The 16603-nt window shown below is 48.6% G+C and carries 9 protein-coding genes; all 9 read left to right on the top strand.

Annotation, left to right across the window (positions count from 1 at the left end; genetic code table 11):
• Nucleotides 1-38: 38 nt before the first annotated feature.
• The 9 genes from J2Z65_RS29690 to J2Z65_RS29650 all read left to right on the top strand — a co-directional run bounded on the left by J2Z65_RS29690 (nucleotide 39) and on the right by J2Z65_RS29650 (nucleotide 16373).
• Complete coding sequence (locus J2Z65_RS29690; RefSeq protein WP_240160031.1) at nucleotides 39-1844, top strand: cache domain-containing sensor histidine kinase; 1806 nt, start codon at nucleotides 39-41, stop codon at nucleotides 1842-1844.
• Between the two features lie 40 nt (nucleotides 1845-1884).
• Nucleotides 1885-3468, top strand: coding sequence for a response regulator (locus J2Z65_RS29685; protein WP_167066942.1), 1584 nt, complete (start codon nucleotides 1885-1887; stop codon nucleotides 3466-3468).
• Between the two features lie 224 nt (nucleotides 3469-3692).
• Nucleotides 3693-4574, top strand: coding sequence for an ABC transporter permease (locus J2Z65_RS29680; protein WP_167067164.1), 882 nt, complete (start codon nucleotides 3693-3695; stop codon nucleotides 4572-4574).
• Nucleotides 4575-4576: 2 nt separating this feature from the next.
• Entirely contained in the window at nucleotides 4577-5446 is an 870-nt protein-coding gene (locus tag J2Z65_RS29675) for a carbohydrate ABC transporter permease (RefSeq protein ID WP_167066939.1), read from the top strand.
• Between the two features lie 66 nt (nucleotides 5447-5512).
• A complete protein-coding gene (locus tag J2Z65_RS29670) occupies nucleotides 5513-7099 on the top strand; it encodes a type 2 periplasmic-binding domain-containing protein (RefSeq protein WP_167066936.1) in 1587 nt (528 codons plus the stop codon).
• 104 nt (nucleotides 7100-7203) lie between these two features.
• Nucleotides 7204-9177: a beta-galactosidase gene (locus tag J2Z65_RS29665; protein ID WP_167066933.1), complete on the top strand. Its 1974-nt coding sequence runs from the start codon at nucleotides 7204-7206 to the stop codon at nucleotides 9175-9177.
• 45 nt (nucleotides 9178-9222) lie between these two features.
• On the top strand, nucleotides 9223-11286 hold the full coding sequence (locus tag J2Z65_RS29660; RefSeq protein ID WP_167066930.1) for a beta-galactosidase: 2064 nt from the start codon (nucleotides 9223-9225) through the stop codon (nucleotides 11284-11286).
• A gap of 82 nt (nucleotides 11287-11368) precedes the next feature.
• Entirely contained in the window at nucleotides 11369-13444 is a 2076-nt protein-coding gene (locus J2Z65_RS29655) for a glycoside hydrolase family 65 protein (protein ID WP_167066927.1), read from the top strand.
• Nucleotides 13445-13478: 34 nt separating this feature from the next.
• Nucleotides 13479-16373 carry a family 78 glycoside hydrolase catalytic domain gene (locus tag J2Z65_RS29650; protein WP_167066924.1) on the top strand — a complete coding sequence of 965 codons (2895 nt, stop codon included), beginning with the start codon at nucleotides 13479-13481 and terminating at the stop codon, nucleotides 16371-16373.
• The last annotated feature ends 230 nt before the right edge of the window (nucleotides 16374-16603 follow it).

Genomic DNA, 16603 nt, shown 5'->3' with positions numbered 1-16603 from the left:
ATGGATAGAAAAGACGTTGAAACGAGGAAGAGCCGGGTATGAAGCAAAGAAGGGTATTTCAAATGATAAGAAATATGAAGTTGCAAAACAAATTAATGGCTGGATACCTTCTTGCCTGTATTATTCCACTTCTGATTGTAAGCGTGGTCATTTTTCAACGATCAACAGCAGGGCTGGAGAATTCATCTGAAGATTTTGCTAATCTTTACACATCACAGATAAGGACTTCTTTGAATGAATTTGTGAAGGAATATGACACCGTCACGAAGTCGGTGCTTGTCGAAAACGAGTTGATTTATAAGATCGGGGATGATCGGAAGCGGTCCATGGATGAATTGGTTTCTCAGAAGGTTGCTATCCAGAGGTTACTAATGAGGGTTACCCTGCTGAAACCGGAAATTAACACTGTGATGCTGATCAGTCGTGATAACAGCGTATATCAGTATACGACTGCGACCAATACGGTGGACGAGAACGCGCTATTGTCTCAACAGTGGTATAAGCGGATCCGCAGCACAGACGATACATTTTTTATTACCGGGTTACATGATCGTTCCTATTATGATGATAAAGGGAAAGGAGCGATTGTGACGGTCGGAAGAGTGCTGTTCAGCTCTGACGGGGCTTATTCGGGGATGCTTCTCATCGACCTGGACCCATTCACTTTGCTTCAGCTCGATAATGCCTTCGTCTTAGCCAGGGACAAGTATGGCATGCGTGTCATTTTGAGCAATCGCCAAGGGGAAATCGTCTACCATTCCGATGCAGCCAGCGGCCGTCTGTCTTGGACGCAGGTGCTGGAATCAGGTGCGGAATACTTGAAAGGTGATACCAGTAATGACCGGATTACTTTATTGGGGAACACCCAATCGGGTAAACTGTTTATCAAAACGGAGATTCCACGTGATAGATTATTGCTGGAGATCAATAAGATCAAGGGCGTGACGGTAATCGTAATCCTGACGAGCTGTCTAATCATCACTCTCATCTCACTAGGTTTAAGTTATACAATAACCAAACCTATCAAAGCTCTACGCAGGAGCATGAAGCAGGCAGAAACAGGGCAATATTTGCCTATTGAGAAAGAACAGGCAAACGACGAGATCGGGAGTCTGGTTCACAGTTACAACAAGATGATTGTTACGATTCGAACCTTGATTGAGGACGTGTACATCGCAGAGATCAAACATCGAAAAGCCAAATTCCTTGCGCTGCAGAACCAGATCAACCCTCACATGTTATACAATACCTTGGAATCCATTCGTATGAAGGCGCTTATGAAAGATGACGAGGAAACCGCCAGTATGATTAAGATTTTGGCACGGATGTTTAGGCTAGTCTTAGGTAAGGAAGGCAGACATCATTCAGTGAAGCACGAATTGGAGTATACTGCTAATTTTTTGCAGCTTCAAAATATCCGGTTTAATAATATGTTCAGGTTGGATATTAGGATTCCCGAGGAGATGCTGAGTTGTAGCATCATTCCTCTAGTATTCCAACCTATTGTAGAGAACAGCATCAACCATGGGTTCCAAGATTATAGCCAGACCATGAATATCGAGATTGTAGGTGTTTGGACGGACGAGGGGGAAATTCTGATCCGAATTAGGGACGGCGGGGCCGGGATGTCTTTGGATAAATATGAGGAGCTTCGTGCTCTCTTGGAGATGGTGGAGTCGGATAAATACAAACTTGAAAAGATGGATGAACAGGTGGGTAAAGGATTAGGCTTGAAAAATATTGCAGAACGCATCAAGCTCCATTATGGAGATCAGTACTATCTGACGATTCTTCCTGGATTCGAGAACGGAACAACGGTTGAGATTTTAATTCCCAAGACCTGAGAAGATAGGTTGGTGCGAAAAGAGAGGATAGGTGCTTGGGATGAAGCTGATTTTGGTGGACGATGAGAGAGTAATTGCGGACGGTCTTCAAAAAATGATAAGCCGCTATATTCCAGAGTGCGAGGTAATCGGCGTTGCCTATAATGGCTTGGAAGGGTTCAAATTAATTCAAAAACGACAGCCGGATATTGTCATTACCGATATTCGAATGCCGCAGGCAGACGGTCTGGAAATGATCAAAATGCTGAAGGAGGCGGGCTGTCAGACTAAATTTATTCTCTTAAGTGGATATGCTGATTTTGAATACGCTCGTAGAGGCATGCAGCTGGGGGTGCAATTCTACATCAACAAGCCGGTTGAGGAATTGGAATTGCGCGACTGCGTTTGCCAGCTCATGGAGGCGATTCGTGCGGAGAAAGCCAAGCTTCAAGAAGTCGATGATTTGAAGATGGAAGCTCACAGCCGTATACAGGAGAGTGCTCTGTGGGATATCCTTGATGTCGGTAACGATAATACGGTTCAAGTGGAAGAGCTGCTTCGAGGCGCTGGAATTCCGACAGAGGGCTATTGTTTCGTATGTGCCCAACTAGAATTCGACAACCACCTCGGCCCCTTGAAGGAATTCGGTCTTGATCCAGTATTTCGACAAGTTGAACGGGCTCTGGGAAGGTACGGGGCCGTGTATCGATTCCGATATTCCGGATCGCAGGTCGCTGTTGTGGTTGCCCATGGTGAGGACATTGAGTATGGGGAACTGGTACTTGCCGTACATCGTCTAAAAGAAGCGGTGTTCCGGGAACTGAAGCTGTCTATGACGGTCGGAATTGGTACGGTGCAGGAGCGAGCTGCGGGGATCTGCAAGTCTTTTGAGGAAGCTCGATATGCATTAAGCTATAAGGTCATCAAGGGGGTGGACGCTGTGATTCCCTTTCCTGAGATCATAAGTCTAACGAAACATCGCCATCCGGTTCCAGAAGAGATGATTGCCAAGCTGGAAGCAGGCATCGACAACATGGATGAGGAGGGATGTGTGTTTACCATCCGCGAGATCTTCCGGTGGATGGAGCCAGAAAGCAGGATGAGTCCAGCGGATCTCCAGTTGCAGTGCCTAAATATTCTTTTATCTAGTGTGAGGAAGATGTCCTTTCAGCAGTTGGAGCAGAATGACTTCCTCGGCCGCAATATCCTATCTCTGGAGGGTATCTCACGATTTCGAACGCTAGAGCGTCTGGAAGAATGGATGGTTCAAATTATCCGGGAAATTATTACATTCAAACTGGAGCATAATATTCCGAAGAAGAAGGATATCATTGCTGAGATAAAGGACTATGTATCGAAGCATTACGATGAGCCGATTAGCCTTGCTGATTTAGCCTCCCGTTTTTTCATTAGTCCTTATTATTTAAGTCAGTTGTTCAAGCAAAAGACGGGGGATACCTATATAAACTTTTTGGCGCAATGCCGAATCGGTAAAGCGAAGGAACTGTTGGAAAGAACGGATTTAAAGGTGTATGAAATCTGCCGGAAGGTTGGATACTCGGATACGCAGCATTTTGCACGTCTGTTCGAGAAACTGACTGGCTTTAAGCCTAGCGAATACCGCAAGTACCTCCCACGTGCATAATCGGAAAACTTCCACTCCAAGACGGAGTGGTTTTTTGTGTGCTGTATATCCGCCAGAGGAGGCGTAGATCAAAAGCTAAACATAATATTTTAACTTAAAAATGCCCTTGTAGAAACTTAAAAACGCCTAATTGAGGGAATGTAACCCTCGGGGTATAGTTGTGTAAGCGAATACAACAACTAGACGCGGGGGGAGTTAAATTGGGAAGAATCAATTTTCAAGGAATGAAGGTTTTTTGGCCGCTCTATGTGATGGCCATTCCAGGCATCCTGTTTCTCATCATTTTCAAGTACATTCCGTTAGTAGGCTCTGTGATCGCCTTTAAGGATTATTCGGTGTTCAAAGGGTTTATCGATAGTCCTTGGGTAGGCATGAAACACTTCCAAAAACTTTTTGATTATCCGGATTTCATCCGTGTGTTTGGAAACACATTGGTACTGGGCTTTTTGAAAATCGTGTTGGTCTTTCCGATTCCGATTCTGCTGGCGCTCATGATTAATGAAATTCGAAAGTCTGCGCTGAAGAAAGGGATTCAGACTGCACTTTACATCCCTCATTTTTTATCGTGGGTCATCGTGTCAGGCATTGTGTTTGACATCTTTTCATTAAGCGGGTTGTTCAATGTGGTCTTGGGATGGTTCGGACAAGATCCGATTTTGGCCATGCAAGACAGTGCTTATTTCCGACCGGTCTATGTGCTGACTTCCATTTGGCGAGATGCGGGATGGGGAACCGTCGTGTATATGGCCGCAATCAGCGCCATCGATCCGCAATTATATGAATCGGCGATGATGGATGGGGCATCCAGATTCAGACAGATTCGTCATATTACGTTTCCGCTGCTTCTGCCTACGGTGCTGGTTCTATTCCTTTTGGAAATCGGAAACTTCCTGGACCTGGGCTTTGATCAAGTGTTCAATCTCTTGACGCCGATGACTTATAGTGTAGGAGATATTCTTGATACGTACGTGTTCCGGACGGGTATTCAGCAAGCGCAGTACAGTTTCGCAACAGCGGTTGGTTTGTTCCAGTCGGTTATTGGATTTATTCTAGTGTTTCTCTTCAATCGGTTGTCGAAAAAAGTTTCGGATGGGGGATTGTGGTAGTTATGTTTGAATCCAGGGGAGAAAAAGCTTTCGCAGCAGGCATCACGACCCTTCTTCTGCTGTTATCGTTCATTGCGATCGTGCCGCTGCTGTCTGTCCTTTCTATTTCATTTAGTTCGAAAAGTGCTGTGGTGCAAAATTTGGTGACGATATGGCCGAAGCAATTCACATTCGATTCCTGGAGCTATATCATTGACCGTCCTGATTTATGGAAGTCCTTCTTCCTCACATTAGGCTCAACGGTGATTGGTACGGGTTTGGCGCTGTTAATTACAGCTTTGCTTGCTTATCCGCTTTCGAAGTCAGAATTCAAGTGGGGTTCCGTCATCATGGTCGGCGTGGTTATCGCGATGATTTTCAAGGCACCGATCATTCCTTATTTCCTTACTGTACGCGGGATAGGATTGTATAATAATCCGTTAATTCTGGTCGTTCCTCATATCCTGAACCCTTTTAATCTGATCATCATGAGGAGCTTCTTCAAGGAGTTTCCTAAGGAGCTCGAGGAAGCGGCATTCATGGAGGGCTGTGGTTACTTTCGAATGTTATTCCAATTCGTCCTTCCTTTGTCCAAGGCCGTACTCGCTACACTAGCCTTATTCTACGCGGTGGTCATTTGGAACCAGTTCCAGACACCTTTGTTATTTCTCCAGAATACAGACTGGTTCCCATTACAGATGAAGATCCGTCAGTTTATCACGGATGATAACATTATTATTCCGGGTGCCGCTTCCATGGTTGACTTTAATTTTAACGAAAGAACGTTAAGATCAGCGACAGTAATCTTCGCAATCATTCCGATCATTGCGGTTTATCCGTTCTTGCAAAGGTATTTCGTTAAAGGGGCCATGATCGGCTCCGTCAAAGGATAATTCACCTAGGTTTTAAGGCATAATGAGCCTAAAACATATCATGTCGATTTCAAGGGGGAACTAGAAATGGCTATTAAAAAACTTGGCCTGCTCGCACTAACAGGGGCCCTTGCCGCTTCCGTCATTACCGGTTGCAGCAGTAATAAGGACACTTCCACGGCTTCTTCATCACCTGTTGCAGGACAAAGCGCTGCGCCAAAGGCAGAGGAAATCGTCGATCTTGAAGTATGGGATGGAAATAATGGCTTTAAACCCATTACCAAAGGAAGTAAGCTATATGAATTTTATAAAGAAAAGCTAGGCGTTGGCGTTATTCAACCGTATGTGGAATGGAACGGCGGCACTAACTACTTGAATCAATTGAATCTGAAGATTGCTGCGAACGAAATGCCGGATATGTTCCAGCCTGTGCAGGGCATCGAAGACAGCTTGGCTAAAAACGGCGCCATCGCTGATTTAACAGATCTTCTGCCGAAGTACGCACCGAATGTCATGCAAGTTATTCCAAAGGAAGTGTGGGACGTGGTCAAAGCCAATGATCCTACCGGACAAGGAAGAATTTATTATATCCCGGGTATATTGGACTATGGCAGAGAAACCGGCTTGATTCGTAAAGATTGGCTTGACAAGCTGGGGCTGCAAATGCCGAAGACGCAAGATGATTACGTGAAGGTGCTTGAGGCTTTCCGGGATAAGGATCCGAATGGAAATGGAGTAAAGGATGAACTCCCAACCGGTGGCCGGGAGCAAGCGGCTTGGATGGATCATTTATTCGCGATGTACGGTGTAGCGATGTTCGAAGGCAAGCCGGATTGGGACGTGTACGACGGTAAGCTGACGTATTCCGCCGTGACGCCAAATATGAAAGCTGCACTAGAGTTCGCTGCCAAGCTGTATAAAGAAGGTTTAATGGATAAAGAGTCGCTCTTGAACAATAAAGCGAAATGGGAAGGCAAGAATGACTCTAATCTTGTCGGGAATTACTTCCACTGGGAAGAGTCGGTCTTCGAACGTTTAGAGAATATTAATAAAAATAAAGGCGTGAAAGGCGACTACTCCGTCCTCCCGATCCCAGAGCTTTCAGGCTACAAGGGCTTCTATACGTTGAAGAAAATGCAGCCACCTGCCTGGGTTGTGAAGAACACCAAGGATCAGACGAAGCTCATGGCGTCGCTGAAATTGCTGAATAACATGTATGACAAAAAGAATTGGAATACGCTTTTCCTTGGCGTAGAGGGCATGCATTATACGATGAAGGACGGCAAAGCGACTAAGCTTCCGGAAGATAAAAGTACACAAGAGAATCTGGCTATTAACCCGTATCTTTATGTAGCTACCGCAGACTTCTCAGCTGAACTATACAAAAGCACGACGTCGGAAGATAGAAAATGGGCCGTGGATCAAGGTATCCGGAATATTCAGGAAGCCCAGAAATACGTTAAAGTCATTGCGGGTGACGGTATGCCGGCTAGTGTCTATGATGGCTTCGCTGATATCAATAATCGTACGCTATACGTGGAATATGCAACCAAGATTATCCTTGGACAGTATCCGATCAGCAAATTCGATGAGTTCGTAGACAAGTGGAACAAATCAGGCGGTGAAGAAGTCACGAAGCGTGCCAGAGATTGGTATGCGAAGGTGAAGAAGTAATTAGTCGGTACTTACAGTGGAAAGGAAGGGGGCGGCTGGTTTACCAAGCAGCCCCCTTTTCTTATGCAACTAGAGATTTATCAATTTGATAGAGGTGAATAAACATGATTTATGTAGGAACAAATTACCACCCCCACGATTGGCCACGCGAACGATGGCCGGAGGATATCCGGATGATGAAGGAGTCGGGATTCAATCTGGTGCGACTTGGCCATCTGTGCTGGGACAGCTTTGAGCCATCAGAGGGCAATTACTACTTCGGATGGTTCGATGAGGTCATGGACCTATTTGCGGAGGCAGGGTTCCAAGTCGTTCTCGACATTGCAACCCGCCCAGCCCCGACTTGGCTTCACAAGAAATACCCGGCTATCCAGCTCGCCGACCGGAATCGGAATCCGCTCCTGGCGGTGCATCGTTATATGGAGGATGTAGGTAATCCGGTATTCCAGGAATACGCTTACCGGTTCGCAGAGACGCTGACCAAACGATATGCCGGGCATCCAGCATTGTATGCGTTTGGTTTGTGTAATGAGGTAGGAAGCGGGATGCCGACATTCTCGGATGAAGCACGCAATCGGTACGTTCAGTGGCTGAGAGACAAGTACGGCAGCGTGGAGGAATTGAATATTGCCTGGGCTGCACAAAGATGGTCACGTAAGCTTAACAGCTTCGAGGATGCGGAGTTTCCGGTTGCTGGGGATATAAACGGAGCACCAGAAAGAATGTTGGACATGCGGAGGTTCTTTTCGGATGAGCAGCTTTCCTATCTTCGCGGTTTAAGCGAAGTCGTACGGAAGAATGCTCCACAGGCACGTGAAACGACGAATCATTGGGGAGAAAATCCTGTGCTCGGCTTCGACTATTTGAAAGGCTATAATCAAATTTTCGATTTGCCAGGCATTGGGTTTTATCCAGGCGTCAATCCGGAAGACCGAAATGCGTTGTTCGGGGCTTGCCTTACGATGAATCACCGAATTAGCGAGAAGGATGAGCCCATTTGGTGTCTGGAATTCCAGACAGGCTCCTTTGGTGCTTATGCCCCTCCAAGAGGTGTCCTTCGCATGTATGCGTATTTATCCTTGTTATTCCGCTCGGAAGCCATCTGCGCCTGGACGTGGAGATCGATGCTTGGCGGAGAAGAACAGTACCTATTCGGGCTGCTGGATCATGACGGTCTGCCTGGAAGAAAATTGGACGAATTCCGTCAATTCGCACAGGAGATGGAGAAGCTGAAAGCGATCGGGCTGCCATATCTTCCTAAGCCGGAGATTGCGCTTGCCTATTCCTTCGAATCGTTTAAAGTGTCCGAGAATCAAAAAGGATACTACAAAACGACGTATCTCGAGCAAATGATGCAGACGTTTCTAGCGCTTGGCGAGGATAATGTCGACTGTAATGTGGTAAACCTTCGTCAGATTGAGAAGGACTACAAGCTGCTGCTAGTTCCTGGTCACTGTATCATGGATGAGACCTCTGCTCAGACGATCAGGCAGTTCGTTCAGGAAGGCGGAACTGTCATCATGACAGCTTATTCAGCGAAAGTGGATGAGCACAATACAGTATTTGGCACGACGATGCCTGGCAGACTTAGCGATGTGTTCGGTATTCGCGCTAACGCGTTCGAGCGTCCAGTCTATCATTATTCGGATGCGAATGAAGGTGGACTTCAAAAGCAGAAAATGAATATTCGGCGTGAAACACCGAAAATTAAGATACATGATCGTATTTTAGACTTTCCGATTGATTATTACGAAATCGTGGAGCCTTCTACTGCGGAAGTTTTGGCAACATTCACGAACCTGGAGAGTGAGCTTCCCGCGGTTAGTGTGAATGCCTACGGAAAAGGGAAAGCGGTTTATGTCGCCGTGCCTGCCCAAATTGACCTTATGCAAGCGTTATTGAACCATTTTTACACACAACTTGATATTAAAAAAGGACCGGAAACACCGCCAGGCGTAACCGCTCGGCAGATCGGAGACAGTGTCCTATATGTAAATACGACATCTTCGGACAGCATATCTCCCTCTCCGCACCTAGAGAAAGCAAGATATCGGGACGCACGTATACGACCACTCTGAAATTGGATCCGTATGAGGTGGACGTCATTGTAAGGGAGGATGAAGATGGTGACGCATAAGGGGAAGGACTGGAGAACAGAGCAATTTCGACTTGGTGTATGCTACTACCCGGAACAATGGCCGGACCACTTGTGGAAAGACGATTTTTGCCGCATGAAGGAGCTTGGGTTCTCGGTCGTCCGTGTGGCCGAGTTCGCATGGTCGATTTTCGAACCAGAGGAGGGGCGCTTCGAGTTTGACTTGTTCGATAGGGCGATCGATCTCGCACACCAATGCGGCATGCTTGTCATCATGAGCACGCCGACTACAACCCCGCCAGCCTGGCTGACAGCCAAATACCCGGAGGTATTGAACGCCAAACAGGACGGAACCGTATACCAGCATGGTCAACGCCGTCATTTCAACTATAATTCGCCGATCTATCTTGAGCTGTGTGCGCGGATCGTGACGCAGTTGGCGGAGCATTACAAAGACCATCCGGGCGTGGTCGGTTGGCAGATCGACAATGAACTGAACTGTGAGGTCAATACCTTTTACTCAAAGGCTGATCACGCTGCATTCCGAGTCTGGCTGCAGGATAAATACGGAAGCTTGCAAGCCTTGAATCAAGCATGGGGCGCTGTCTTTTGGAATCAGACCTATTCCGATTGGTCACAGGTTCATTTGACAAGGCCTACGCCTACCAATTCGCCGAACCCGCACCAAGCGCTCGATGAGAAGCGATTTTTCTCGGATAGTGCCATCTCCTACGCGAAGTTTCAATCGGAAATTCTGAGGGAGAAAGCGGCTAACCAATGGGTCACGACAAACGGCATGTTCGGCCACTTAGACAGCCATCAAATGATGGACGATACGTTGGATGTGTTCGCTTACGACTCCTATCCGAACTTCAGCACTATCTTACCTGATAAAGGTGATCGGCCGCTGCTGGACCGCAAGTGGAGCCTGAATCTCAGCGCAGCCCGCGATGTTTCTCCGAATTTCATCGTCATGGAACAGCAGGCTGGGCCGGGTGGTTGGGTAAATCGGATCGAAATGCCTTCGCCGAAGCCGGGCCAGATGCGGCTATGGACATATCAGTCTATCGCGCACGGCGCTGATATGGTGCTTTATTTTCGCTGGAGGACGGCGACCATGGGAACGGAAATTTATTGGCATGGCCTAAACGATTACCATAATCGGCCGAATCGCCGCATCGAGGAGGCCGGCCGCATTGGCGGCGAGCTGAAGCGGATCGGCGGGCAGTTGCTGGGCACCACGTATCAAGCCGAGGTCGCGATACTGAAGGACTACGACAATGAATGGGACGGGGAGTTGGATGTTTGGCACGGGCCGCTGACTGGTAAAAGCATCAGTGGATGGTTCAAGGCACTACAGCGCCACCATATCCCAGCGGACACGAAGTACCTCCGTTCCTCAACGACCTTGGAGGATTTAACCAAGTACCAATTGCTCGTTTATCCGCATCCGGCGATTATGCCGGAATCAACGGCTGAGCTGCTGAAAAGCTACGTCGAAAACGGAGGGACGCTCATTCTCGGTTGCAGGAGCGGTTATAAGGATACGACGGGTCAGTGCTATATGCAGCCGTTCCCAGGACCGCTTGCCGACTTATGCGGTATCGAGGTGGAGGACTTTACGCTGATCGGGCCGCTGCAGCAGGCGCCCGATATCCAGTGGGAAGGCGGCAATCTCCTTCAAGGGGATGCCTTCGTAGACATTCTGCGTGTCACGTCGGACAACGCTGAGGTCTTGGCCTCGTATGCTTCCGATTATTATGCGGGCAAACCCGCACTTGTACGGAGTACACGCGGTAAAGGGACCGCTTATTACTACGGCAGCGCCTTTACCGAAGAGGCAGCAGGTGCACTCATTGCCGAGAACGGCTTAGTGTCCCCGGCTGCGAACTGGGCTGAGCTGCCTGAAGATGTAGAGCTTGCGATACGCTCACATGATGGTATGCAAAAGTGTTTTGCGATTCTGATGAACTATGCACACGAAGAGCGAGGAGTTACCTTCTTTTCTCGGAAACGAGATCTGCTCACAGACACTGTCCTTCACGGCATAGTCACGATGAAGCCTTTCGAGGTGTACGTAATTGAAATCTAACTGTGGGGAGTGAATAGCCGAGTCTGGCTACGATCTGGCTGGATAAGGTATTTAACAAATAGAGGGAAGGAGTGGAGAAAACATGCAAAAGATTGATCGTGAAGCGCTGGTACGTCGACACAACCCAGTCGTTCGGGGGTTTGATAAATTTTCCTCACTAACGGTCGGAAACGGCAATTATGCCTTCACCGTTGACGCAACGGGTTTGCAGACGTTTCCCGAGATATACGAAAATGGCGGCGTTGCGCTTGGTCACCTGGCGAATTGGGGCTGGCATACCTCTCCAAATCCTATGGGTTACGAGGTAAAAGAATTTCAAAAAACCTACTATAACACGTTTAATGGGAGATCGATCGGATTTCCCTATATGCCGCGTGAAGAAACCAGCGAGGAATACAAATGGCTGCGAATGAACCCTCACCGCCTTCATTTGGGGGCAGTCAAATTGCTCCTGACTCTTCCTTCTGGTGAACCGGCAATCCCAGAGAATTTACAGGAGATCGAACAAACGCTGGACCTGTGGACAGGCGTGATCTCCAGTAGCTTTTCTCTATCCGGCGAAACGGCCACGGTTCTGACCTGCTGTCATCCGGAAGAAGACATTCTTGCGATCCGGGTGAAATCCAATCTCCTTATGTCAGGTCAGCTTAAATTGGCTTTGCGGTTTCCATACGGCTCAGCAGCCTTTGGCGGGTCAGGTGCGGTGTGGGATCGTTTTGAAGCACACCGTACTGAAATCATGGAGTCAACGGAACGCTCTGTACGATTCAGACGAACATTGGATCAAGATAGCTATACGGTCACGGCGGGATGGTCGCAGGGGGCACTCGAAAGCGATGCGTCTGACCCTCATCTATTTTCACTACGTTCAGAGATAGATGAAGTTGAGTTTGTGATTCGTTACTCTAAAGAGGCACTGACCGCTACACTTCCTGATTTCGAGGATGTCTTATCACTTTCAAAGAATCATTGGCCCCGTTTTTGGGCCAGAGGTGCTGCCGTGGAACTCGCTGGAAGCCAAGATGCTCGTGCCCATGAGCTGGAACGGCGGATCGTGCTTTCACAATATTTGACTGCCGTTCAATCGTCCGGATTCCTCCCACCTCAGGAAACGGGCCTAACGATGAATAGTTGGGCCGGCAAGTTCCATCTCGAGATGCATTGGTGGCATTCGGTGCATTTTGCGCTATGGAACCGTCCTGAGCTATTAGAGAATAGCTTGGGCTGGTATCGAGAGATTCTCCCCAAAGCGCAGGAGCTAGCACTTTCTCAGGGATATGAGGGCGCTCGCTGGCCAAAGTGCGTCACGGAGGAGGGCGTTAATGCACCCTGTTTTATCGAGCCGTTCCTCATTTGGCAGCAGCCGCACCCGATCTACTTCGCTGAACTGCTTTACTCGGTAGGTAAGGATCGTAAAACGCTTGAACGGTATAGCGACATCGTCTTCCAAAGTGCGGAGTTCATGGCTTCCTTTGCAGAGTGGGATAAGATCGGTAAACGTTATGTTTTGGGGCCACCGCTTGCTCCAGCACAGGAACTTTTTGACCATGCCGTTACGATGAATCCAACCTTCGAGCTTGCTTACTGGGCATTCGGCTTATCTGTGGCGATCCAATGGAGAGAACGTCTGGGGTTGGCACGCGTTGAAAAGTGGGATCATGTCCTAGAACACTTGTCTCCACTGCCTGTTACGGACGGTCTGTATGTGGCCGCCGAAACGGTACTCGATACATTCAGCGGTCGCACTGGCATTGATGACCATCCGACGATGCTAGCACCGTTAGGTATCTTGCCCGGCTTAAAGACAGATTCGGAAACGATGCGACGAACGCTTCACGAAATCATGCGTGTGTGGGAGTGGAGGGACACATGGGGCTGGGACTATCCGATGATGGCAATGACAGCTGCCAGGCTGGGTGAGGGGCATCTTGCCGTTGACCTGCTCTTGATTGATCGGACTAAGAATACATATTTACCGAACGGCCATAACTTCCAGACTCCGAGGTTGCCGATCTATCTGCCAGGCAATGGAGGCCTATTGACGGCCGTTGCCATGATGGCAGGCGGTTGGTTAGAATGCCCCGATACAGCTGCTCCCGGATTCCCACAGGATGGGACTTGGACAGTTCGCTGTGAGGGAATTAATAAAATGCTATAAGTTGATGATTACACATAGGAAGGAATTTACATCTATGTTCGAGATACCTTGGACGGCCAAATGGGTTTGGGGTGGAATTGAGGAAAGTCCACGCAACGAATGGAGATGTTTCCGCAAGACATTCGACATGACGGCAAACGCCACTGTCACGGAGGCGGAGCTTCGAATAAGTGCGGATTCCCGTTATGTGGCATATGTGAATGGCGTGCGAGTCGGGCGTGGCCCTGTCCGATCCTGGCCAGCCGAGCAGTTTTACGATACACATCGGATCGGGCATCTGTTGAAGCCTGGAGGTCTTAACACGATTGCGGTGCTTGTAATGCATTTCGGTGTGTCAAATTTTTATTATGTTCGAGGCTTGGGGGGGCTGCTCGCTGAGGTAACTGTGGATGATAAAACGCTTGCCGCAACAGACGATTCATGGCGGACAGAGAAGGTAGCTGCACAGTTAACGTCTTCGCCGCGCCTTTCGGGTCAGCAGGCTTTCTCTGAAGTTTACGATGCAAGAAGATGGGACGAAGGTTGGAGAGAGTTGGAATTCGACGATTCAACATGGTCATTAGCTCGCGAATTGGGGCCAGTTGGATCCGGCCCGTGGAAAGCTTTAGTGCCACGAGACATCCCTTTCCTTACGGAGGAGAAGTTGTATCCGTCTCGCATAGAGTCGCTACAGCGTGTAATTCCGCCTGCCTGGACAGCCACGATCGATCTCCGCTATGCGATGTGCCCGAGTTCGGCCGATCATGCAAATAAAGTAAACTACATCGGGTACCTTGCGACGGTACTCGTTATGCCGGAGGCTGGGAAGGTTACTTTAGGCTTTCCTAACGGGGCACGTAATGAACAGTTATGGATTGACGGGCAGCTTGTCCAAGATTGGTACGGGGCCTCTCGGGAACGTTTTTTTGACGTTCATTTGGACGCAGGGGAGCATTTCATTCAGATGGACATCTCGTGGAGGGATCACGGCCACCCGTTCCACATCGCAGCCGATGCCAAGATACCTTTTTCTTTCCGTTGCCCTATGGGAGACAGGGAGACTCCTTTCATCCTCATGGGTCCGTTTGATGAAACCGTTGAGATCGATACTCAGGTAACGCGCGGTGTAAATGTTAATGATCGGGATTTTATTCGTTCCGCCGGTGCAAAGTCAATGCTGGAGCTAGAGTGGATCCAGGATCAGATTCGACCGCTTTCCGCCTCATTTTACACCGAGCACGATGTATTTGGCGCGAATGTCTGGCGTCCCGTTGCAGAGCTTTACTCGATTCCGCAACAACTAGAGCGCTGTCTGCTGGCAACGCCGGAGTACGCTGAAATACCGCGATTCACGGACTGTGATACGGAGATTGTCATCGATTTCGGTAAACAGCGATCTGGGTTTCATGGTTTTGAGATTGAAGCACCAGAAGGAACTATCATCGATTTTTATGGAATCGAGTATATGAAGGCTGGCTTTCGGCAGCATACGTATGCCCTCGATAACACGTTCCGCTACATAAGCCGAGGAGGGCGGCAGAGCTACGAATCACCGGTTCGCCGCGGTTTACGGTACGCGGTACTGACCGTACGGGGGGCCACTGGTCCTGTCAAATTGTTCGAAACGTATGTTATACAAAGTACGTATCCTGTCGTAGATGCGGGCTCATTCCAATGCTCCGATCCGCTTCTGAACGACATCTGGGAAATTAGCCGGCATACGACGCGACTTTGCATGGAGGATACGTTTGTCGATTGCCCAGCGTATGAACAGACTTTCTGGGTTGGTGACAGTCGTAACGAAGCGCTCATAAATTATTACATTTTTGGAGCACTTGATATTGTGAAACGTTGCCTGAGGCTTGTACCAGGTTCGAAAGACTTGTCTCCTCTTTATCTTGATCAAGTTCCAAGTGGCTGGACGAGTGTGATTCCGAACTGGACGTTTTTCTGGATGATCGCCTGCTTGGAATACGTTGAGCATACTGGAGATCGCGCGTTTGCTACAGAAATGTGGCCGAGCATTCGCTACACTCTGGAGCATTATCTTCAGCATATCAATAAAGACGGACTGTTGGAGATACGAGGTTGGAACCTGCTTGATTGGGCACCTATTGATCAACCGGACAACGGTGTTGTAACTCATCAGAATTTGTTTCTTGTTAAAGCACTTCGTCAAGCAGGGGAACTGGCCATGGTGGCCGGAATCCCCTCCCGGGATATCGTGGAGTTTGAGCAAGTTGCATCGTTGCTCGCTAAGGCAATTCAAGACAAGTTGTGGGACGAAGATCGAAAGGCATATATCGACTGTATTCACGAGGATGGCCGTCGTTCTAATATCTACAGTATGCAGACACAGGTCGTTGCTCTGCTGTGTGATGTTGCGCAAAGTGACCAAAAGGAGCAACTTGAGAGATATTTAGTCGATCCTCCTGCCTCTTTCGTCCAAATCGGCAGCCCGTTCATGGCTTTCTTCTACTATGAAGCACTAGAGGCGACAGGACGCGAGTCATTCATGTTAGAGGACATTCGACGGAACTTCGGAGGCATGATCCAGCAAGGAGCAACCACCTGTTGGGAACTGTACCCGAACACCCATGAAAATAAGGCAGATCCGCTCCTGCTTACACGCAGTCATTGCCATGCATGGTCGGCAGGACCAGCCTATTTCTTGGGTAGAAGCGTTCTAGGGGTTAAACGGGATGCATTTGGTTGGAAGAAAGTGCGCATCGAACCGGTGCCATGTGGTTTGAGATGGGCTCGCGGAGCGGTACCATTGCCAGACGGCGGTGCAATCGAGGTGGAATGGCAATTAGAAGAGAACGAAATGTTACTTCGCGTTTCTGCACCTGAGGACGTCGAACTTGATATCCGGCTGCCTGAGGGAATAACAGGCCGCATCACGACAGTCACAACGAAAAGGCTGCCTTCCTTTGAATTATGTGGATAAGGGAATTATACGGAAGAAATACGAGTGATCGTAATAACCTAAGCGCAGGCATCCAGGGGAGTTCCAGTAATTTGGTGCATACGCATGTAACGGATCGAAAAAACCAGCAAACCTTGAGTTTGCTGGTTTCTTGCATTGTACGCCCAGCATGGGCATCATCTCTAGGGTGTGAGTCCCGAACGGGGGCTGGCGAGCGCCTACCGTAGCCAAGGGCAAGGGTGTCTGTCGCG

The organism is Paenibacillus aceris, assembly GCF_017874035.1.
GTDB lineage: Bacteria > Bacillota > Bacilli > Paenibacillales > NBRC-103111 > Paenibacillus_E > Paenibacillus_E aceris.
Note: the sequence above shows the minus strand (reverse complement) of the source record. Positions and strands in the feature narration are given on the sequence as shown.